At 44.6% G+C, this 23,290-nt stretch carries 15 protein-coding genes and 1 pseudogene; all 16 read right to left on the reverse strand.

Annotated features, from left to right (window positions below; all coding sequences use genetic code 11):
• Positions 1–31: 31 nt before the first annotated feature.
• The gene (locus ACWQXP_RS22385) at positions 32–1,249 is read right to left on the reverse strand and encodes a glycosyltransferase family 4 protein (protein ID WP_454065104.1); all 1,218 of its coding nucleotides are present in this window, start codon (positions 1,247–1,249) and stop codon (positions 32–34) included.
• Positions 1,250–1,753: 504 nt separating this feature from the next.
• Positions 1,754–3,631, reverse strand: a complete 1,878-nt coding sequence (gene asnB, locus ACWQXP_RS22390; protein ID WP_454065105.1) for an asparagine synthase (glutamine-hydrolyzing) — start codon at positions 3,629–3,631, stop codon at positions 1,754–1,756.
• A 73-nt stretch (positions 3,632–3,704) separates the two neighbouring features.
• Entirely contained in the window at positions 3,705–4,904 is a 1,200-nt protein-coding gene (locus tag ACWQXP_RS22395; RefSeq protein ID WP_454065106.1) for a TIGR03088 family PEP-CTERM/XrtA system glycosyltransferase, read from the reverse strand.
• Positions 4,905–4,969: 65 nt separating this feature from the next.
• A complete protein-coding gene (locus ACWQXP_RS22400; protein WP_454065107.1) occupies positions 4,970–6,160 on the reverse strand; it encodes a TIGR03087 family PEP-CTERM/XrtA system glycosyltransferase in 1,191 nt (396 codons plus the stop codon).
• A 106-nt stretch (positions 6,161–6,266) separates the two neighbouring features.
• Positions 6,267–7,301, reverse strand: a complete 1,035-nt coding sequence (locus ACWQXP_RS22405) for a FemAB family XrtA/PEP-CTERM system-associated protein (protein ID WP_454065108.1) — start codon at positions 7,299–7,301, stop codon at positions 6,267–6,269.
• Positions 7,302–7,353: 52 nt separating this feature from the next.
• A complete protein-coding gene (locus ACWQXP_RS22410; protein ID WP_454065109.1) occupies positions 7,354–8,340 on the reverse strand; it encodes a glycosyltransferase in 987 nt (328 codons plus the stop codon).
• A gap of 94 nt (positions 8,341–8,434) precedes the next feature.
• Positions 8,435–9,367 (reverse strand): glycosyltransferase family 2 protein, encoded by a 933-nt coding sequence (locus tag ACWQXP_RS22415; protein WP_454065110.1) that lies wholly within the window; start codon positions 9,365–9,367, stop codon positions 8,435–8,437.
• A gap of 13 nt (positions 9,368–9,380) precedes the next feature.
• Positions 9,381–10,712: a hypothetical protein gene (locus ACWQXP_RS22420; protein WP_454065111.1), complete on the reverse strand. Its 1,332-nt coding sequence runs from the start codon at positions 10,710–10,712 to the stop codon at positions 9,381–9,383.
• 1,798 nt (positions 10,713–12,510) lie between these two features.
• The gene (locus ACWQXP_RS22425; protein ID WP_454065112.1) at positions 12,511–13,269 is read right to left on the reverse strand and encodes a hypothetical protein; all 759 of its coding nucleotides are present in this window, start codon (positions 13,267–13,269) and stop codon (positions 12,511–12,513) included.
• The gene (locus ACWQXP_RS22430) at positions 13,266–14,792 is read right to left on the reverse strand and encodes an AAA family ATPase (protein WP_454065113.1); all 1,527 of its coding nucleotides are present in this window, start codon (positions 14,790–14,792) and stop codon (positions 13,266–13,268) included. Before ACWQXP_RS22430 ends, ACWQXP_RS22425 begins: the two co-directional genes overlap by 4 nt.
• A 10-nt stretch (positions 14,793–14,802) precedes the next feature.
• On the reverse strand, positions 14,803–16,284 hold the full coding sequence (locus ACWQXP_RS22435; RefSeq protein WP_454065114.1) for a GumC family protein: 1,482 nt from the start codon (positions 16,282–16,284) through the stop codon (positions 14,803–14,805).
• Complete coding sequence (locus ACWQXP_RS22440) at positions 16,274–17,440, reverse strand: polysaccharide biosynthesis/export family protein (protein WP_454065115.1); 1,167 nt, start codon at positions 17,438–17,440, stop codon at positions 16,274–16,276. The genes ACWQXP_RS22435 and ACWQXP_RS22440 overlap by 11 nt, the downstream gene beginning before the upstream one ends.
• A 117-nt stretch (positions 17,441–17,557) precedes the next feature.
• A complete protein-coding gene (locus ACWQXP_RS22445) occupies positions 17,558–18,238 on the reverse strand; it encodes a polysaccharide biosynthesis/export family protein (protein ID WP_454065116.1) in 681 nt (226 codons plus the stop codon).
• A gap of 292 nt (positions 18,239–18,530) precedes the next feature.
• Positions 18,531–19,160 carry a sugar transferase gene (locus ACWQXP_RS22450; RefSeq protein WP_454065117.1) on the reverse strand — a complete coding sequence of 210 codons (630 nt, stop codon included), beginning with the start codon at positions 19,158–19,160 and terminating at the stop codon, positions 18,531–18,533.
• A 396-nt stretch (positions 19,161–19,556) separates the two neighbouring features.
• Entirely contained in the window at positions 19,557–22,481 is a 2,925-nt protein-coding gene (locus ACWQXP_RS22455) for an SDR family NAD(P)-dependent oxidoreductase (RefSeq protein ID WP_454065118.1), read from the reverse strand.
• Positions 22,482–23,038: 557 nt separating this feature from the next.
• Positions 23,039–23,269, reverse strand: a pseudogene (locus tag ACWQXP_RS22460) (integrase core domain-containing protein); the annotation flags it as partial.
• Positions 23,270–23,290 lie beyond the last annotated feature (21 nt).

A 23,290-nucleotide genomic window follows, 5' to 3' on the forward strand; every position in this document is an offset into this window, starting at 1 on the left:
CATTCCTTCCCAACATTTCAATCATCGATCATCATGATGATTTGACACAGGCATTCGCAACCTTCTCCTGAGAAACCACAGCATTCAACACCTCGCCCACCGAACGAGCCGTTCGTGGCCAACTAAAGGCTTTGGCATGCTCCACAATCTTCGAAACATTCCACTCTTGTTGTAAGGCCTGCTCCAAACATTGCGTGAGGGGTTCAACCTCTCGTTCAACTAATCTCCCGACTTGTGGTGAAGTCAAAATTTCAGGAATTCCACCGACTTGTGTCGCTACGACAGGTCGACCACAGGCTAAGGCTTCAAGGATGACATTCGGCCACCCCTCTCTCTCACTCAACAAACAGACAATATCCGCTGCGTTGTAATACCAGATCAACTGATCATGAGGCGTGGCTCCGACGAGCCTGACCCACTGGGTCACGCCCAAGTCTTCTGTCAGTCGCTCCAAGACCTTACTATAGGCCCCACCTCCAACAATGATTAATAAAGGTGTGGTTTCATAAGACTTTTCGGAAAGTCTTTTCAATGTCTTGATAAGAAGATCAAAACCCTTATTCGGGGTTAAATGTCCCACAGAGACAAGAACCTTTCTTTTACCAACCGGCAATCCCAATTTTTGGCGAGCATCAACCTTGGGCATGGGAGAAAATTTTTCCGAATTCACACCATTGGGAATCACTGTCACTTTATCGGACGGTATGCCTAACCGTACTGTAACATCTTTCAGCGCTTGAGAAACGGTAATCACAGCCCTGGCTCGACCAAGTGTCCACTGGATGATTCGCCGAATGATGGGGAGCTGCTCAAATACATTGAGGTCGCTGCCTCTTGCTGACACCACAACTGGAACCTGCAACCACCACCCTAACAACACAGCAGCCAATCCATCTGGATAGACATAATGGGCATCAATGACCTCAAACGGAAAGGACTTTCTGAGCCTTAACACAAAGGGTAAGACAGAGCAAAACAACATAACACCCTGTAACACCATGGCCATCTTGGGTATCATGAAATATCTTGGGTAATCAACCTGTATGCCATCCACTATTTGGCTCGAAACAATCTTTCGATACGCAGCCCTCCACCCCATCGGAATTGGAGGATAATAGGGAACCGGTACGACGACTCGCATGTCATATTGAGGCAACTTCGCAACCTCAGCCATGCGCTGATGAATAAAAATGCCATGATTGGGCCAGACGTTATTCGGATATAAACCCGTAAACACTAAAATCTTCATAGGTTATAACGAATCCCATTCATGAGAAGTCGGTATGCTTGGACACAATAGTCCGGAAGAACGCGAGTTTTTGACATGCCTTTAACAAGAGCCTTTGAATAACCCTTCCGACGTTTTCTTGAAAGGTGTCCAAGTCAAGTCGAACCAACCCTTGGATACGATCATTCACAAAATCACACGTATCTGATGAGCAATCTATCGAGACGACGGAATCATTTTGACACCACGATTACAGGTATCCAAGTAACCCAGCGTCATGACCCACATCAAACAGTGGAAGGTTATACCCGCTTGGAGGTATTGAGCATGATTGACGTGTGATCTCACGTATTGGCTCTCAATGTGATACAAATTGGCGCTTTAACATTTCGGTATAACTGAATCGGCTATCAGACAGCCAAGCGAAATAATGCGCCTCAAATATCGAAAGTTATTGGATACGGCTATAAGGAAAAGGATGGCTTCAGTGCGAATACTCAGTGCGCAAAGAAGCCTGGGGAAGACTTATGAGAGAAATTGACGCTCCCACATACGAAACATCAAAACCGTCCACAATTCTGTTGCTCGATTTCGTAAACCTGACTGATGCTCCTTCCAAAGTTTCCCTACTGTGTCCATATTCAAAAATGGATGCCCCTTATCCTGAAATAACATGTCGTGGGCAATGTCTTTTAATTCAACTCGAAACCATCGTTCCAAGGGAACGGCAAAGCCCATTTTATTTCGATACAGAATGTCATGACTTAATGTCCCTTCCAAGGCTTTTTTAAAGATATGCTTACCCGTCGTGCCCTGAAGCTTGAAAGAAGCGGGGATCCTCGCGGCCAATTCCATAAAGGGATGATCCAGAAGAGGCGCCCGAACCTCCAACGAATGGGCCATACTCGCGCGATCGACTTTGGCTAAAATATCATCGGTCATATACGTTTTGACATCCACATACAAAATCCGAGCGATCGGGTCAGCGCCATGGGCTTTCTCATAATACGACCGAAGAACATTCACCGTATCATACGAACCGAGAGACTCTTGGACTTGCCGATGAAGAAGTTGCTGTTTCACTTCAGGCCGGACGGCTGAAATGGAGCGAAAATACGCTTCAATGTGAGACCTGGATAAATTCTCAAACGTCGCTTTCCCGCGGAATACTCGCGGCGCCCAATCAGCCTTAGGATACAACGAGGCCAATGGACCAAATACCCCACGGCGAAACCATGAAGGGAGGAATGACCGCAATTGTTCTTCACGGTTGTCGAAGACATAACGTCGATATCCCGCGAACAACTCATCCCCACCATCTCCCGATAGCGCGACCGTGACATGTTCCCGTGCTAACTTCGAGACATAATAGGTCGGTATGGCCGAAGAATCGGCAAACGGCTCATCATAATACCACGCAAGTTTTTCTGTGATCCCGACAGCATCAGGACGAACAACTTGCTCAAAATGCTGAGCACCAAATTGCGTAGCCACTTGCCTCGCATACTCCAACTCATCGAACTCTTTTTCTTCAAATCCAATCGAAGTGGTAATGACTGGCTTCCCGGTAATCTGACTCATCAGTGCCACGACTGACGAAGAATCAATACCACCTGACAAAAATGCCCCTAACGGAACTTCACTAATCAACCGTAGCTGAACAGCCTCATGATAGGCTTCCATGAGTTCCTCGCACCATTCACGTTCCGATTTCACGACCGTTCGAGAAAAATCAATATCCCAATACTCTTCATCTCGTAGACCACGCTCTGAAATCACCACATAGTGACCAGAGAGGACTTTGCGAACTGACGTAAAGATAGACTTTGGTGCGGGCACATAGAGCAAAGAGAAATAGTCAGAAAGAGCTTCGAGGTCGACGTCCCGCGAGACATCAGGTGCTGCCAGGACAGCCTTCATTTCTGACCCAAACACCACCCGTGATTCATTATATGCATAAAACAATGGTTTTTTTCCTACACGATCTCTTGCCAACAGAAGTTGACGCTGACGACTATCCCAAATAGCGATCGCAAACATCCCCCGTAAATCTTTAAAACAGTCTTCGCCCTTTTCTTCATATAAATGCACAATGACTTCCGTATCAGATCGCGTCTTAAACGTATGACCTTTTTTCAACAAAAAATCTCGTAATTCCTGAAAATTATAGATTTCACCATTGAACACCACCCAAACTGACTGATCTTCATTGGTCTGAGGTTGCTGACCACCTTCCAAATCGATGATGGATAAACGACGATGCGCCAAACCAACCGGACCTACAGAATAAAACCCCTCTTCATCCGGCCCACGATGAACGATCGTGTCAGCCATCGTTTTCAATAACGACACAGGAACCGGAGCTCCGGTCCCAACATTAAACACACCACAGATTCCGCACATCGTTCAACACATCCTTCCTTCACATACATTCATGACACTAGCCTATGGCGTATTCATGCGTCCGACCATAAAGCTATGATGATGTATCGTGAGACAATCGACCAAGTGCCGCATCATATACACCCAAATATCCGTTCACCATCGCCTCAAGACTGAAACGGCGTTCAGATAAAACACGACCAGCCCTTCCATGCGTTCGAACCAATTCTTTATCTTTCACATATCTCACCATAGCTTCGGCCATCGCACGAGGATCTTTCGGAGGCACCAAGGAACCCGTATCCCCATCAATCACTAATTCGGCATTCCCACCCACGGCCGTTGCGAGCACGGGTAATCCACTGGCCATTGCCTCCAAAATCGTATTGGAAATTCCCTCAGCCTCAGAAGGGAGGACAAAAAGATCAAATGATCGGAGAAGGTCTGGAATATCCTGTCGCTCTCCCGACATCCACACATATTCGACTATTCCACTTTTTTCCAACAGCTGTTGAATGTCAGCACGGAGGGGTCCGTCTCCCACGAGCACTAATCGCACATGCTCTGCGCTGTCTGGAAAATGTTCACGAAGATGGATAAAGGCCTGCACCAAAGTCGTTTGATCTTTAACCTTTTGTTGTCGTCCTATTGTTCCAATGATAAACTGATTGGAGGAAGCAAACCCGCTTGGGAAAATTTCCGGTCGTGCGTCGTGTCGAGGATGAAATCGTTGAATATCCACACCATTATAAATTTGACTGATGCGACGGCCGTTGATACCAATGCTCGATCGACACCATTGCGCAAGATCTTCACTGACGGTGATGAAATGTTGAATCCATAGAGCAACAAACTTACGAAACCATCGAAATTTCAGACTGACTCCATACTGATCATGAATATCTCGACCATGCTCTCCATGAATACGACAGGGAACACCTGCCAGCGTCCCAACGATGGCATACTCCATCGTCGGTAAATTACGTGTATGAAGAATGGTCGGGTTCACGTCTTTCAATACGTTCCATATCCGCACGTACGATCCCCAATCCTTCCCGCTTTTCTTGTGAATGGCTACCACCTTAACATCAGCTCGAGTGATCCGATCTCGAAAATCTGTAAAATCTGTCAAACACACAATGACATGACGATAACGATCCACAGGCATGTGATTAATCAGATTGACCAACCCGTTTTCTAATCCCCCCATGGCCAAACGAAATACCAGGTGGAGCACCACTGGAGGTAATTCATCGTGACCAACGCCTTGCGGCAATTCAGGCTTGATGGACATACCGTACAACACACATAAATGGATAGATCTTCTGCCACAAATCCGACCAGAAGAAACTGGGACCGTCAACTCATACTATGGACTAATCGATCCAGCTCGGCCCCGCAATCTTCCCAACTTCCACACTTTTTGACAAACTCTCGTGCACGTATCCCACACGCTGAGCGTAAAAACGGATCATGAAGGAAATTGACAACCGCATCCGCGAATTGAATTGGATCGTCCGCAATTCGAATACCATTCTCCTGACACACCGAGATACCTTGAAACGCATTAGAGGTACCAACAACGGGCAGTCCCATTGCCATGGCTTCAAGGATTTTATTTTGTACACCTCTGGCTATTCGTAATGGCACAACCGCCACTGATGCCGTCTCAAGATACGGCCGAACATCAGGAACTGTCCCAGTCACATTGACATGCCCGAGACGTGCCAATCGAAGAACTTTTGGGTTCGGCTTTCGTCCAACAATATCAAAACGAACCTGAGGGAATAATTCGCAAATTCTTGGGAAAATATCTCTGCAGAAAAACTGAGCCGCGTCAATATTCGGGAAATAGTCCATGGCCGCTGTAAACACAATCGTGCCATTTGGAGAAATCTGGGTCTCTGCGCAACGATGGGGTTGAAAGAATTCCATATCCACACCATTTGGGACAACTCTGACAGGACAATCCTTGACACGACGACGGAAGACATTGGCTTCTTCAACAGAAATAAATACTGATTGCTCAAATTCTTCAGCAATTGCTTTTTCATAGCAACCAAGTCGATACGCTTCCAAGCGATAGAGTAACGAAAGAGGAAACTTTTGATACACGGAATACTCACGCCATTTTTCAGAATCGACGTCAACAAAATCCATCAACTTTGGTGTCGAGTTGACCTGACGAACGTATTTCGCCATCGGCGAGGAGAACACGATAATGCGATCAATTTTGACGGACTGAAGTATGGCCTCAATCTTTTGTTGCAACTTGTGCGAGTAAAAGGCTCCGACTGTTAAGGCCTGTCCACTGACCAGAGCTACTCCTGTACGCCAAACTCTCTTCAAATATGGTTCGTTCACGGCTTCAACCACTCGACAATACTTCTTCAACTCATCGACATACTGAAGATCCTCAACATCATCAACTAAACAGGCGAGATAGATATCATGGGACTTAGATAAATACTGAATTTGATGGTAAGACCGAATTTTATCGCCTTTGTTCGGGGGAAAAGGAATTCGATGGGCAAGATACAGAATGTTCATGAAAAAGTGTTGGACTGTCAGGCATCACAGCCCAAGAGAGATCGGGACAATCACGAAATACAGGAGCAGAACAATGCTCCCCTGTTTCTTCTGATCTTTCGGACCTTTAGGGAAGATACTTAATGACGTGCGGCCCAATGAAATTTGCCACAGGAAGGGGCATTTTTTTCCAAAGGGAGATGAATGGCTGAAACTTTGGATTGGTCGGAGAAACATTCGGAATCTCTCCCCCTTGAGGAAGATAGTATTGGTACTGAAGCGGTTTGGGCTCAAACCCCCAATGGCGTTTAAAGTCATACGCTCCTGTCCCTTGCTTACTCCGACCAAAGTCAAAGACTTTGTACCCATGCTCCCAGCCATAACGCATCAACTCCCAATACATAAAGTCATAGACGGCATATCGAAGAAATTGGGAAAGCCCTCCCCCATAATACGGCAACAGCTGATCTTTATAACAGAACGTCATCACGGCAGCAGCCATCTGGTTCTGATGCCAGACCGTTAATATTTTACATTGTTCTCCCAACTCCTCCAATAATACCTCAAAGAAACGATAAGGAAACGCCGGGGTGCCCAGATTTCTCAAGCTCGTCGTATAGATCATATAAAATTCTTTGAGGAATTCTTTTCCTCCTATTTTTGATTCCAGTTGATGGTTGATACCCTGGCGAACCATCCGACGCTGTTTCCGGGGAATAGCCATCATATTCTTCTCTTCCCCATCAAAAATCTCACGGGAAAAACTGTAATACAATTCTTTAATCGGAAGATCAATGCCACCGGCATTCACATGACGCAGCTCAAGAAAATCAACGCTCAATTCTCGTGCAAGACTCTCCCCTCGTGCCCTCAAGCATGCAATCACTTCAGGAGAATCAGCACAAATCCCACCATAGACACCAAATGGAACAGAAATCAGCACCTGTCCACGCAGTGGCTTTTTCACTAAAAATAGCGGAAGAACTCCCTTGATCGCGCCCTCGTGTTCAGCCAAATAATACACGGACTGATAGCCAAATACTTTTTCAATCACGGCTTTCCACCGACTGGTATGAAAAAACGTACCTGCCGGCGAAAGGGCGACAAAATCATCCCATCGACCTTGATTCTGGGGCGTATACGCATTGACGTCCATGGGCATGTAAGTCCTACGAAATATGGCGATGCGTTGTCACGACGAGAAAACGGGTGAATTACCGCAAGAACCTTCGAATGGTGTACTCTTTCAATTTTCGAGCATGGGTAAAAATAATGATTTCCCCAAGGAGTCCAATCGATCCGACTTGGACCCCTAACACCATGAGTAACACTCCTAAAATCAATAGTGGGCGATCGGACAACGCGGTCACTCCCAGCAAGCGTTCTAGGGCTAACAACGCCGAAACGCAGAATCCAGTGGCAAATAGCCCGCTTCCAATCAAACCAAAAAATCGCAAGGGTTTTTTCGTAAATTTAAAAAGAAAGACGACGGTAAGAAGATCCAAGATGCGTCTGAGATACACACCTGGTCGATAGAGGCGAGACTGACTTTGTGCTGGATGTTGAGGAATATCGACTTCAATGAGCCGAAAACCCTTTTGATGGGCAAGCAGTGGAAGAAAACGATGGAGATCGCCATAGATGGAAACCTCTTGGGCAACCTGTTTTTTCATCGCGCGAAGTCCGGACCCCAGATCGTTGAGCGCAAGACCGGTCAATCGATTAGCGAGCGAATGAAACGTCCGTGTTTGTAGACGATTCAACCATGTATCAATTCGTGGCCATCGCCGCGTGACCACCAAGTCATAACCCTCATCGACAAGTTTCAGCACGTTCTCAAGACCTTCAGGAACTGTTTGAAAATACGCGGGCAATGTGACAATCGTTTCTCCCATTGCTTGCTCAAATCCCACAGCCAATGCCATGGATTCTCCAAAGTAGTAGGGTAACGGAACAATCTTCAGGGGGGATTGTTCGCTCTGAATGCTCTCGAGCGTATGCATCACGCTACGCTCTCCTCCATCAATGACGAAGATAAATTCGAAGGTCAGCTGTAACCGCTCAAGAATCGATGAGTAGGCCTGATAGACCGCTTCCACATCATGAGACCGCTCGACCACAGGCACAACAATCGAAATTGAGGGTCGTCGCTGAGATGACTCGTGTGCAGTCAGCCCCGTGTCAGTGCTAGATAAACTCATGGATGCTAATGCCATATGAGAATTTCGCTTTAATCACGATCCCAGTGGATCCATACAATACAAATCTACATTCGCGTATCGTTGCACGTAAACTTTACGTCTTTGTGATAATGCTCCCGCTCATCATACGTTCAGGACAATAATCTCCAGTCGACAAAACCATTTCACCCAACACGCCAAGTGCCATCAAATGACCAGTTAACGCCAAGAGCATAAACGCGACAGATGGAAGGACAATGCCTGAAATATCATGGGCCACAAAAACAACCAGGCACGCCAAGCCGGCAATAAATGCCACACCACTTGCCCGTGCAAACCAAAGAGCCGGTCGTGATGAACATCGAACAATCAAACTCACTACAAACAAATCCAAAAAGACACGCCAGGCGCGTGAAATTCCATATTTACTGCTCCCATACTGCCTCGCATGATGCGTCACAATCACTTCAGTGACTTTCGCACCTCCAAGGGTCGACATTGCGGGAATGAACCGATGAAAGTCGGCATACAAAGGTAATTGCTTGACTACTCTTCGGCGATAGGCCTTGAGAGAACAGCCATTATCATGAATGGGAACACCGGTAATTTTCCCAATAATCCAATTGGCAATTTGGGAAGGGATCCGGCGTGAGACCAATTTATCCTTTCGATCCTTACGCCAGCCACAGACAACGCCATAACCCTCCTTTAGTTTATCCAGCAGTCTTGGAATATCTTTCGGATCATTCTGTAAATCGCCGTCCATACTCACCACAAATTCACCCTGCGCCGCACGAAACCCGGCTGCCATCGCCAGGGTTTGACCATAATTTTTCCTGAATTCTATGACGCGAACACACGAATGTTTTTGATGTAACTGCTCCAGCACGTGAGGGGTCTGATCCTGACTTCCATCATCAATAAAAATGATTTCATATGGATCACCTAACGAATCACAGGCTGAGACGATCTTGCTAAAAAGCTGAGGCGTGCTTTCTTGTTCGTTATAGACTGGAACAATAACGGAGAGTGCCGGTCGTTTTCTCATCACGCAGTCATCCCTATCTCATAATGCGCCAATCAGGAAGTCTGGCGGTCAGGCCAATAAATCCTTGATTCACTGTGGCCGTTCTCGATGCCGTGGCGGAGCCATCTGAATTCTGCTTAATGTAACTGTACGAAATATTTCCGCTCAGCCATGGCAGCAGTAAGGCACTAAACCCGACTTGACCTTGATAACTCGTCACATCGACCTCATTCCCGGATAATGACTTATTTTTTGCCACACCGCCTGCAAGGAATCCACTCACTCGCTCAGTCAGCGGATACGACCAAGTTGCCGTGCCGCGTTGAGTCAGTACGCCAGAAGTGGCCAAACCACCACCAGGGGTGACGCCTTGAAAGTAACTCAACCCGAACAAGCCAGCTTCAAAGCTTTTAGTGATATTCGCACTTGAGGTAAAGGTAATCCTGTCAGCAGATTCCGTGTATGAAGCACCCGCCCTCACTCTGAAGTTAACCGTTGGGGTCAACGTGTGGCCGACCCCTGCTGTCACACTGTGGGTCACGACGGTCTCTCCACGTCGAATATCGCTAATGTTTGCTCGATAATTCATGTTCAGTCTCGTTCTGGGAGATACAATATAACTTGTTCCTGCGCCCATGGTATGAGTCAGCGAATCATTTAAATCTGGATCAGTGAACGTCGTATAGCGATTAAGATAACTTACATTCGGGACCCAACGTGGTGACATTTGATATCTCACAATGAATCCAGCACGATTTTGAAACGAATTACTCCCAGTCCCTCGGCCGGTGAACACCCCTTGATTCCCTATCGGAGAGCTGGTCCCAGCAATCCCCCCGCCACCCAGTCCACCGCCTCCAAATCCGCCACCCCCAAATCCGCCGCCGCCACCAACACGTCCTCCTTGCCCAGCCTGACCCGGCAGCGGAGAATCCTGATTAGCTTGATCACCATCAAACGAATATCCTTGTAAGGCCGGAGCAAAGTTAAATGATTCAATCAACCGGACTTCAAGACCTTTATACCGCTTGGTTAAAAACGGAAGGTCAATCCCAATCCTTGATCTGTGAGAATAGGCATTGGCATCAGGATGATTCACATAAAATTGAGCCACCCCCGCATAGGTCCCAGACAACACCACGTCTGGACTTTCATATGAGAGAGTCAGCGATGGAATCACAAACGTTCCAAAATCATCGCGTTTATTTTTCTTACTTTCAAAAAAGAGGTTATCTGTATATGTTTCGGTCACACTGAGAGAAGAATGAAGTGTAAGCGTAGCAAACAGTGGGACCGGAATCTGGAACAATGAGACGCAGGCAATAACGAGAGTCAACTTTACATACTGACATCTGAACATGCTCATCACCATTCCCTCACTTCCAGGTCATTCCTTCCCTGATCATGTAACAATGCATGACTACACCATTGTTCGATCAACACACTTATCAGCTCAGACCCCTTACATTGCCAAGACACCATAATTGGACCTCCAACAAATTTTGGGAAAGAAGAACGTCAGTATATTTTCAGTTGAGTATTGCTTAGAAACTACAGCATTCCGAAGATCAATAAGCCTATAGCCGTTTCATATAATTTCCGACCTTGAGGTGCATGATTTCGCTCTGACTGCCTGAATCAGTCAACTAGAAATTAATTGGATTCGCTATAGCCTTATACAATACACCATATATTTAATGAAACCAACACTATTTCTCAAAATTTCTTAATAACCTCAACGTCCTTTCCAGAACGATGATACGCATAGACATTCACGAGAACACTTCATTAAGAAACAACTCTCTGACTATTGCTCTTCAAGCAAGCCTACAATTAGAACGTAGCTTGAGGTGTATTTGGACTACTCATGACACGTCTTCTATTTTGATGTACGATCTGAGATTTTTTTGCACAACTTATTGTCATGCGACAATGGGACTTTCTCAATTTTGTTCGGGCTAACAAAAAAGATCAATATTGAGAGTTCCATAATATTGCGGCTTATTCATAAATAAAGAATATTCGTCAGACCATAGAGTGAACGACACACTATTCAGAAGACAAATCACGAAGAACCATCAATCGACGCACACACACTTAATACATAAAAACATCATTTATAAAGTCGCCGCGCACGTCCGTCAGATTCACGAAATACGTATTTACACTTAAAGTTAATCCAACGCCGTATTGCTTGCGCCAACGAGTATAACCAAAACTATCGATAGTTGTGTGGCACCCTTACACATCCTAAGAATACCCGAGTTCTTAGACGCCGGCCTACTCATCATGCTTACGAGCCGAAGCCATTCTTTGAGTCTCAATTGACCACCCAAAGCATTTAGTATGGAATCCAATAAGGCTCGCCTTGCACGATTCATATCATGCAAATTTAATACCTCGGCCACCTCTGAAACTGATAGACCTAAAATCTCACACATAACTGATTGCAACGACCTATACGGTTAATCGATGTTTTACCTCATTCGACAGGGGTGTAAATAAAATCTTGAGATGATTGAGACAAAAAGTTTTACAAATCCACTCAATAATTTCGGATATTATCAGAGCAGAAATTCGTATAAAAAAACTTGTGCCGGACAACACCCGACAGACTCAACGCGAACAGACAAAAAAACTGCATACGAACGGCGGGGAACTCTCAGCACCTTGCACCAAACAAAACCTGGGTAATTATTCTCATCTAGACTAAAGCTGCTAAAGCTGTATGTTATCTTAGGCAAAGTGTCAGATTCATAATTGAGGGAGAACTGGGGAAATTAGGCTTCGGAGGTAAAGGAAAGAAGTATCAGGGCCCGTCCCTATAGGAATCCGGAGATACAGATACTTTTCTGATTAAAAGAATGAAGACGTGACGAAACTCGAAATAATTGCATAAATTAAATCGGCAGCTTTATACAATTCTTTATGGAGAGGATGAGCCTAAATCCGGATGAAGAGAACACGACAAATTTTCATGGAAATGAATTTGTGCATCATTGACGATACACTGATGCTTTGTTCTGCAAGACCAAGAACGGGAAATTTATGTTCCACCAAGAAATCGTTGCTAAGTCGTTAATAAGGAGACTGCGAAATCATGAGTAGATGTGAGCATCTTCTACGTTTCCTATCAATTGCCTGATCTACTTAGAGATTGCCTATCACATCAGCTTGTAAAGACATTCTGGGATATAGAGCCTCTGCTTGGTAAATACTATGCCCAATAAATTTCCTTCGCGCATGAGAATTTGATCTTTGACATTGTTCGCCACAACCGATCGAGTCTTTTCTGCTTCCACAACCAAAACAATACCATCAACAGTCCCACAGATAGCGAAACTATCTGCCGTTGCACTTGCTGGGGATGAATCGATCAGGATAAGGGAAAATTGGTCTCTCACAGCTTTCCACATATCCGTAGGGCCAAAAAAACTACGTCTTGCAAGTGAAGATTGAATTTTTGAAGAAAGAGTCGCGAGAAAAAGGTTTAGTTCGCCAACTTGAGAAATAACTCCATCAAGGTTATGGTTGCCCTCTAATAGCTGATCGACAGGAGGTTTGGACTTGACACCAAATGCCTGATACTGACAAGGGCTGAGATGATCAGCCTCAATAAGTAAGACAGGCTTATTTCCCTGTTGAGATGAAGCCATTGCTAATTCCCGCACCAAGGTCGATGTTCCCTCTCCTCTACGTGAACCAATAAACTGAATCACATTTTTATTTGGGTCAGGAAGTCGTGCTGCAATGTTCTGAGATAGAGCCAAAAGTTCAGAATTTTGATAGAGCCTGGGAAAAGAAGATTGACTATCTTGTGTGACGAGGGGAGGAAGAAAGACTGTCGGAGCGTCCTTTTGATTCTTCGCTGCCGTTAAACGCTCGCCATGAGCAATCTGTAATGCGTCGTAGATTTTACTCATTGAGAATCCGTGACTTTAGGATACTCAGGCAATGCAATGTATTGACCTGGGAGAATCATATCTGGATTCACGATATGGGGATTATGACGTTTGACCCACTCAATATACTCCAGGCTTGCGGAGCCATAGGTCTCACTAGCGATTTGACTCAAGCTTTCCCCATGTTGAACAAATCGCTTCACCATTGAAGATTGCTCTGAAGGGAGTGAAATTGCTTTGGAATGATGAACAGAAGCATCCTCGCCTTCTCTACTGGATGAACGATGAACAGATTGAGTCTGAATACTTTGGGGAAACCGAGGAGATGAAGAAACACTGGCTTCTTGTCGATTGACCAAAACAGGAATCTTTGAGTCTTCACTATTGGTTTGTTCTGAAACGCTAACCCCAGACTTCACCGATTGACTATTTTCAGCTACAACGGTCACATCATCCGTAAAACTTTCTTGCCGAATATGCGACGGTAATTGACCCAGAGGCGTCTCATCTAAAGAGTTATCGGATCTAGTCGTATTCCCCAATTGCTCTCCTTCTTGCTGAGAAATAACGGTAGCATTTCTAGATTCGCTAAAAGTACCTGGCACTTCGTGACTGACATTCTGGACAACCCCGCTATTTAACTGGAAATTAAATGTTTTCCAATAAAACAGCACACCAAATCCTAAAAGCAAAACAAAGCCAGCCACAAGGCCCCACTTCCATAAGGGAAGAGAAGACGTGCCATCAATATCTACAAGAATTTCTTTCACCACACTCACAGGAACGGGGGTAAGTTGTCGCCCAAATCCAGTAATCAGTGCGTTATCACATAAAATATTTATTCTTCGGGGGATCCCCTTTCCCTTTCGGGCTATCAACTGAAGTGCTTTGCTTGTAAATACCGGGTTCCTTGGAGTAGAGGCAACCGCAATTCGATGAAGAATAAATGCCATACTTTCTTTTTCAGTGAGAGGACAGATTTTAGCTCGAAGGGCAATCCGCTGTTGAAACTGGCGTAACTCCGGTTGTTCTAGTAATCTTTCCAACTCAGGCTGACCAACCAAAACAACTTGGAGTAACTTTTCTGTTGCCGTTTCAAGGTTCGATAACATGCGTAGATTCTCCAATGTCGTAATCGGCATGTTTTGCGCTTCATCAATAATCAAGACAACGGTCCCACCGGTTTTATAGTTTTCAACTAACACTTCATGGAGTTGATTCACCATTTCGACTTCATCAGCTGCAGCAGGAACAATATCAAGCCCCTTAAAAATAGCCGTGAGAAGGGCTCGGTATGAAACGACTGGATTGAAAATGTACACAGTCTTCTGATTCGAATCGCTATGTCCTTCAAGAAAAGCACGGAGGATTGTGGTCTTCCCAACACCTACTTCTCCAATAATTGAAACAAACCCCTTCCTCTTTTCGACCCCATAAATGATTGCACCAAGAGCTTCCTTGTGGCTAGAACTCATGTAGAGGAAACTCGGGTCTGGTGTGATTTGAAATGCTTCGCGATTAAGGCCATAGTAGGTAAGATACATAAAGAGAGCTCTACCCCTTCTGATTAAAGGAAGCCAAAATAGGAAGACCTAGGTCCTCAGCCGCCTGGTCCGGCCTCGCATAGCCCCCTTGAAGGTACTCAATCACAAATGCCATTCCCAAACTCATAATAGTACTAAAAATGAAGCCGAAGAGCAGCTGACGACTTTTGGGACGACCTGATGGTCTACGAGGCGTATCCGCGGCTTGAATCACACTGATATTGGACATTTTCAGTTGATTCATTTCATCAGAGACTTTGGCTTCTTCAACTTTCTTAAGGTATAATTTATAATTTTCTTCAGCCGTCGCCCTCTTGCGATCAAGCCCAATCAACTCCTCCTGCAGTGAATCAAGCCGTTGTATTTTCTTATCTAGGTCGCTAATCTGTCGAGCAATGACTTCATTACTAGCCTGAAGCGTCTTCAACTCGGATAATGCCTTCAGATGCTCAACCTCAAGGTTCTGAAATACTGGATTTTTCCCGCTTGTAACACTTTTGTCTCCCTCGCTATTCTTTTGAGTTCGGATAAACTCTTCGACAAGCTCAATTTCCTCTCGAATATTCTGCACAGGACCACTGGCTTCCGTATATCTTGCCAACAAACCTTGTTCCTGTCGCCTGAGTGCGAATAAATCTGCCTTGGCTTTGGCGACCATGCCTCCACCCTCAGTTGTCGAAAGCGGAATGCGTTTGGATACAGTCTTCATCTGATCGGTAAGCGACGAAATTCTCCCAACTAAACCTTGTAATTGATTTTTGATCGTTTTGTTATTGGTATCTAATTGAGAACGCTGATCAAGCAAGCGACGCTGCTGATCTTCCAGGGGAGAAGCAAGATCATGCTTCCGCTTAAAATCCTGTAGCACATCTTCAGCCTGCTCAAGATTTTTCTGATAGGCTTCTAACCGCTGAATTAAAAACGACGACTTGGGATCACTAAATACTTGGAGGTGTTTTTCTTGCAGCACATCAATCAAGACATTCAAAGCCATAGCCGCGACTTGAGGGCTTTGATGGGAAAATCCAATTTCAATAACGTTGGTCCCCTCTGCTCCAGAGGACGTCAAATTACCTAAAAACCTTAAAGAAGCCGTTTCCACTTGCCAGGGTTGGACTTCCTCATTGGAGATAATTAAATCGGGATAAATATTTTGAACTCCTATTGTCTCGACAGCTCGTTGTACGAGATCGCGACTCTCCAAAATTTTTCGTTCTGATTCGACAGCTGCGATTTCATTAAACCGCACAATTTGATCGACATCTCCAACTTCTGGCCTGAATATATGTTCACGACCAAACTTCAGAAGAATTGTTGCTTCGGCTTCATACAAAGTCTCCTTGGAGTAAACCCATCCAATGATCGTCGAAAAGGTTACAACAAAAATAAGTAAAATCTTAATTTTTTGCCTGAAGAGAGCCGTGAGAATATCTCGAATGCTTCCAAAGGGATAGGGGAGTAGTTCTTTGTCCGCTGCAGATTCAGTTTTCATGATGCTCTCGACTCGCTTGACCTGATGAACGAACACTCGCCTCTCCAGCTAAAACATGAGAGGATCGGAGTAACACGGCAACCTCTGGATTTTTTAATTGTCCTGCATACTTCTCAATCAAGATCTCTCGTATCTGTGCCACAGTATAACCGACAATCGAGATTTCACCGACTAACTGCAACGCAATACGCCCATCAGGTCGAACTTCGACAGACTCGTTTAATTCTGGATTAAAAAAGAATTTAAAATCGAGTTGATCGCCTACTTGGACTTGATAGTCTTGCGGCGGCGTGGTACCCACCTTGGTTAAGTAATTCAAATAGTTTGATTCAGCAGCCGTCACTTGACGCCGAAGTTCATCAAGGCCAGACCGTAATCCCCTAAACCGTTCAAGCTCTTGATCAACTTCAGCGATCTGCTTGACGATGACTTCACTTTGAGCTTCGGCGGATATTAAATCTGCCTGTGTCTGAAATAATTGCATTTCCATTTCACGATACAAGGGGTTCTTCCCATGTGTGGTACTCCCCGCCTGCTTCGCTTCTTGCTCTGTGATAAAACGGGCAATCACATTCATTTCCTCACGAACCGCCTGCACATGAGGACTCCCACTCGTGTATTTGGTCAGTAACTGTTGCTCTTTGAGTTGAAGGCCCAGTAAGTTATTCTTTGCCGCGCTAATCACTCCTTGCTCACTACTAGTTGTTGAAAGGGGAACCTCTTTGGGAACAAGACTGATTTGACCTTTTACCCACTCATATTTTTCTTTATATCCCATTGAAATGTTACGCACTTTCTTCAACGAGTCATCTAACGCCTTACGTTGCTGAAGGAGTAAATCAATTTGTGTTTCAAGAGAGATAATTCCATGTTTCTGCTGAAACGCTTCCAGCTCACTCTCCGACGACTGCAGTTGCTCCCGATAAGCGTGAAGCTGTTGCTGCATAATCACAAAAGCTTGTTTATTCGACCGTTCAACGGGCTGCTTCACTACTGGACGGTTTACCTCTAGATCAGAGGCAGCATAGGCAAAGTCACCTTGATCAAGAGTAGGTAGTAGAAAAATAAAGACACTCAATGCCAATATCACCATTGCCGAGCGAAGCTGAGATATCCGAGAATAAGGACAACGAATTTGTTTCCGTAAAATATACATAATCGTAACCTCAATTCATTTCGAATAAAAGGTTTCGCTTAGGAAAAAGACTTCAATTAGACAGATAACACATACCGTATCTTGCTGATTCGACAACAACATCATTGATGATCTCATTTAAAAAAACGCCCTTGGAACATGGACAAAATCATTTGGAAGAAGTTGAATGTTTTGACTCAAGTCCTTTCCGCTAAGCGCAGCTGTGAGATCTAACTTAATCACAAACGAATGACCTTGTTGATCTCGACGTATGACAATAACCTCACTTTTTTTGGCGGTGTCTTCGTCAAACCCGTGAGCAAGCGCAACCACTTGAAGCACATTGAGAGAGCCAACGATTTCAAACACCCCGGGGCTCTCCACTTGTCCGTCAATGTACACTGTAGGGAGCTCCTTGACCGATCGCACGATAACGGCTATCTCCGGGGTCTTGACTTGCCCGGAATATTGTTTTTCTAAAAGACTTGTCAGTTGCGGAGCCGTCAGGTTTGCAGCTTCGATTTCGTGGACGAGCTGGAGGGAAATCCGACCATCAGGACGTACGATTAAATTTTCCTCATTCAATTCTGGATTGAAAAAGAATTTAATACTTAGTTGATCACCAGCCCTAATAATATACTGCTCATCATCATGTGGAATGACTTTGCTTCCGGACAACACTGTGCCCTTAGAAAAACTTGGGAAACCGTTCTCTCCTAAGTCAGACGGAGTAAAAACCTCAACACCGGTCCCTATCGAACTACAGGCTGAGAGGAAAACAAAGAATCCAATAAACATGACAAAAAATAGTCGCATCATGATTTACTTCAATACCCTTTCATCTCCAAAATAATGAAGTCGTGGTAAAAATAATACACCATTTACAGCGGAATCCATCATATCTACACATTTATACGCAGATAAAATTCATAGATTCAACTGCCACAGCAGTCAAAAACAGTGTTCTACAGTACTATACCAATCAAGTGCCCCACAAATGTCATCCCCTTCATCGCTTATTTATATTCAAGAAATTTGTAAATGACGACAGAATCATTATGCGGAATATACGCACAAATGATTGGTGGGGACTTTTCTCGTTCTCTTTTGTTCAATGCCCCTCCATGACAGATTGATTTTTCCTGATCCCTATCAATAGCATCATCGTACCAGTTAAAATTTTTAGATCTAATAATAAGGACTGGTGCTCTAAGTAATACAAATTATGATCTAATTTTCGTGGCATAATGGTACTAATATAGTACTGCTCTGGATCATGTTGATGGTCGTCAAGTAAAGCATCATCATGGAAATGCCCTCGAATCACCGAAATATCTGTACAGCCTGGGCGCAGTTGAAGAACCCGTTTTTGCCTATCATCGTATAATCGTACATATCGTTCCACTTCAGGCCGAGGGCCCACTAAGCTCATTTCTCCCTTCATGACGTTCCATAACTGCGGAACTTCATCTAATTTGAGTATCCGTAAATAATAGCCAAACGAGGTAATTCTAGGATCTCTTGAGCCTGCAGTCAGTTGACCAACGTCTGAAGGTTGATGGACTCGCATCGTTCGAAATTTCCACAATAAAAACTTTTTACCGTTTTTCCCGATTCGCTCTTGCCTGTAAAAAATAGGCCCAGGATCGACAATCGCTATTATTGTTGAAATGACGAGAGCAAACGGGAGAAACACAACAAACCCAGCGATACTTCCAAGAATATCCATCAACCGTTTCACAGCTCAGGTGATTTCCATGAGGCGATGCATGAGGCGAAACGGCTCAGCATGTTTCAACACCACAATGCGTCCCCAATACCTAGATTGTTTTCTAATAAAGCAAAGGTCCGGGGTTCTGACATGATCGAAAAGTTGATGGATGGTGAGCCAATACCCGCACTATCTACTAAAGATTTGTCAAAATATCGACAATCCAATTGATCATACAATCCTTTCCTGGTGGAAACGCCGCTCATTCTGTCGAAGATGACATAATCAATTTGTAAGAGAAAATGACCTTCTCCTCCCATCTGCCGATACGACTCTCAATCGCAACGGTAAGATCTATCTGAGCATACGCGTCGAGCGTTTATCCAAGAAACCCTAAAATTAGGAATTTGACTCCCACGTTCCGAATTATATTTTCTCAAGAACGCGATCAATCACGGGTAAGATTTCACTAAAACCTTCATGTTTTTCAAATACAGCACAAACTCCATAATGAAGCACTCGCTGTTTATCTTCTTCATTTAAATGGCCACTGAACACGACCACAGGTAGCGAAAGGGTTTGGCTTCCTCCCTTGAGGCGTTCAAGAAATTCAAACCCTCCCAAAACTGGCATCCGATTATCAGTAATAACTAAGTCGGCATGTTGCGTCTCTAACCACTTTAAGGCCAAAGCTCCGTGATCAGCTTCAGCGCAAATATAGCCTTGGGATTCGAGAAAAATGCGGATGGCCTTCCGAGCAGGACGATCATCATCGACAATCAGAATTCGCTTTTTCCCTGAATTCAAATGGAGATCATAGGTTGGAACATGAGAGCTTTCAGATTGTTTTTTACCGATGCGACTAATTTGACAAAAGGTCGGCACAAGTTGTTGAAGATGCTCAAGAACCAAACGAGAATCATTGCTCACAGACATTGCTTTAATTTCATTGATCTTGTCGAAAATTTGGTTATCGAGAGATTGTTGAGAATGGACCTTAAGGATGCTATCGAGTGCAGAAGGAATGGTACTTTCTGAATGTCCCACCAACTCCTCCTGTAACTTCTCTCCAGGACGAAGCCCCACAAATTCAATCGAAATGTCTTTATCTGGTAAGTGACCAGATAGTTTAATGAGGTTACGAGCAAGATCCACTAGCTTAATTTGTTCACCCATTTCAAGTAGATATATACTCCCTTGCTCACCAAGCGTCGCTGCCTGAAGCACCAATCCCACAGCCTCAGGGATAGACATAAAATATCGACGAACCTCAGGATGGGTGACCGTAACCGGCCCCCCTGCGTTAATCTGCTGTTGGAAGCGAGGGACGACACTCCCATTACTCCCTAACACATTCCCAAAACGGACAGTCAAAAAGCATGTCGACGCTTGTCTCGCTAATCCTTGAATGACTAATTCGGCGACCCGCTTCGTGGCCCCCATCACACTTGAGGGATTTACGGCTTTATCAGTTGAAATTAAGACAAAGTACTCGACGCCGTACTGATTGGCCATATCAGCAACAGCCCAGGTCCCCAACACATTATTTTTGAATGCTTCACTAGGATTCATTTCCATTAAGGGGACATGTTTGTGCGCAGCAGCATGAAATACAATGTCGGGGCGATACTCCTGCATCGTGCTCTCAAGGCGTTGAGCATCAGTAATATCGCCGAGTACCGGGTAGATGAGCTTGGCATGTCCATGATCATTTAACTCACTATTGATAGTATACAAACTGTTTTCATGTCGCTCGTACAGGATGAGAGCCTCTGGTTCAAACTCGACAATTTGACGGCAAAGCTCCGACCCAATGGAGCCTCCGGCACCTGTGATAAATACTCGCTTCCCTTTGATTAATTGCGCAACTGGCTCTGGGCGTAAATTCACAGAAGGTCGTTGAAGTAAATCTTCTATGGCCAGCGAACGAATTTGGTTAATCGAAACATGACCATTTAAGATATCTTCTAGTTTTGGCAACGTCTTAATATGCAGCTTAAACGGGGATAAAACGTTCATAATGTCTCGCACCACAGCGGCACTCGCTCGGGGCAAGGCCACTAAGACTTCCTCAGGCTTCAACATTGGCAAAAGATCAACGAGGTCGTGACGGGCACCTAGGACTTTGACGCCATGAATCCGCTTATTGAGTTTGGTGGGATCATCATCTACAAACCCAATGGGCACATAGGTACAGGATGGATGAGCTTGCATTTCCCGAACAATCTTTGCCCCAGCATCTCCTGCGCCAATCACCAGTACTCGCTTCATTCGGTTTATGACTTTTCGCTCACGGAATAATCGGACTGCGACTCGAATGCCAACGAGCAACCCGATTAGCATAATGGCATCAATAATATAGACCGAACGCGGATACGCCCCCACCTGCAAGACCCAAGCAACCAACACATAAAAGGCTAGAGATCCAGACAAGACCCCAACTAATATTTTCTTCACATCCCAAATGCTGACGTATCTCCAAAGCCCCTCATTGAGCCTAAACACAAAAAACGATACCCCACGAATCAATATGAGCCAAGGCAACATACCTGTAAACAAGTGGTATGACTCGAGAGATATTTGACCATCAAATCTCAACCAGAACGCAATATAATTGGCCAACACAATAAGAGACACGTCCAAGACTGGGAAAAGAACTCGTTTATGTCTGTACAGAAATTTAAACACCATCGTCTCTTCTATTTCATTAGGGTGTTGCGAGGCTCGTACTCTCAGCAATACCGTTCGCATCCCAAATAACTTCAGAAGCGTCTGGGCGATAACGGCCAAGTCAAAAGCAAAAGATCGATGCTCAATATAGAGATTTGCTAATCGGATTTTTTCTGGAAGAACTTCTTGCAAATAAGTAGATTCTGAAACTGGAGGCTTGATGGTTGATGGACCAAGAGCAGTCAAATCATCGACATACATGAGAAATGAAAGATCCATCAATCCGGGACGAACTTGAATAATCCCTTCATACCGATCTCGGAATTGATTGACATAATAAGGGACTTCGGGACGTGGCCCGACTAAACTCATTTCACCTTTCAGCACATTAATGAGTTGAGGCAATTCATCCAATTTAAACTGGCGCAACAAACGTCCTATTCGTGTAAAGCAATGAGACGAGACCACAGGAGACGGCTCTTGTCTCTGGGGTTCACTATAAATCATCGTACGAAACTTATACCGGGAAAAGTGGCGAAACCCCTTCCCCACATAAATGCGACTGAAAAAAATTGGCCCCTGACTTTCCAACTTAATGAAGATGGCAACTAAGACAAAGATGGGAAAACAGAGAAGGAGAGCACACAGTGCTCCAAGAAAATCAAATGAACGCTTGATCATCTTTGACACTCCAAAATGTCAAAATAGAAAGACATTAAATTTTTGTCTCAACGGAAAAAGGGTAGTGCATTATAGTGTAGAATGCGGTATCTGGCTATCTCTAATGGGTAGTTCCTTGAAAAATCTGCATCTACCTGTTCTTAGTCAAATTTTTTAACAACTTTCGTCTGAGGTATCCTGTTATAAACTTAGCTATAGATCATCGTTTCGCAGTATACGAGTAGGTGCAAAAAAAACTCACAAATAGTGAGCCATTGGGCTTATACTCTTAGTCTAATTGATCCCAATTTCACACTAAAGGTATTTTCTTATTCAAAAACTTTCTATAAACCGAGAAACACACCACAATCTCACAGACCTATTTGTGTTGAAATTGGCTGGAACATTCCCATAAATAAGTAATAATACTAAACTCCTTTGGGCACTCCTCCACAGCGTCGTCATAACGAACATTCCATTTCCACTAGGCACAGGTGTAAGCTTCCCCGTCAAGCGGACAGTTCAGACATAGAGTTTTCTGGTGTGGATTTGTGATAGTTACAGGGGGCTTGTCACTGCAATGCCTCGTGAGGCCGGTGTTCATTATAGATCGTCATCCATTCGGCCGTGATCTCCCGCACATCTTCTAAACTCCGACAAAGATAGAGATTCAAGACTTCAGTCCGATACGTCCGATTAAACCGTTCAATGAAGGCGTTCTGCGTCGGGCGACCGGGCTGAATGTGGTAGATGAGGACGCGATTCTCCTGGCCCCAATCTTGTAGCGCCTGTGCGAGAAACTCTGGCCCGTAGTATAAGTGGAAGCAAGC

Source organism: Candidatus Nitrospira salsa (genome assembly GCF_965152625.1).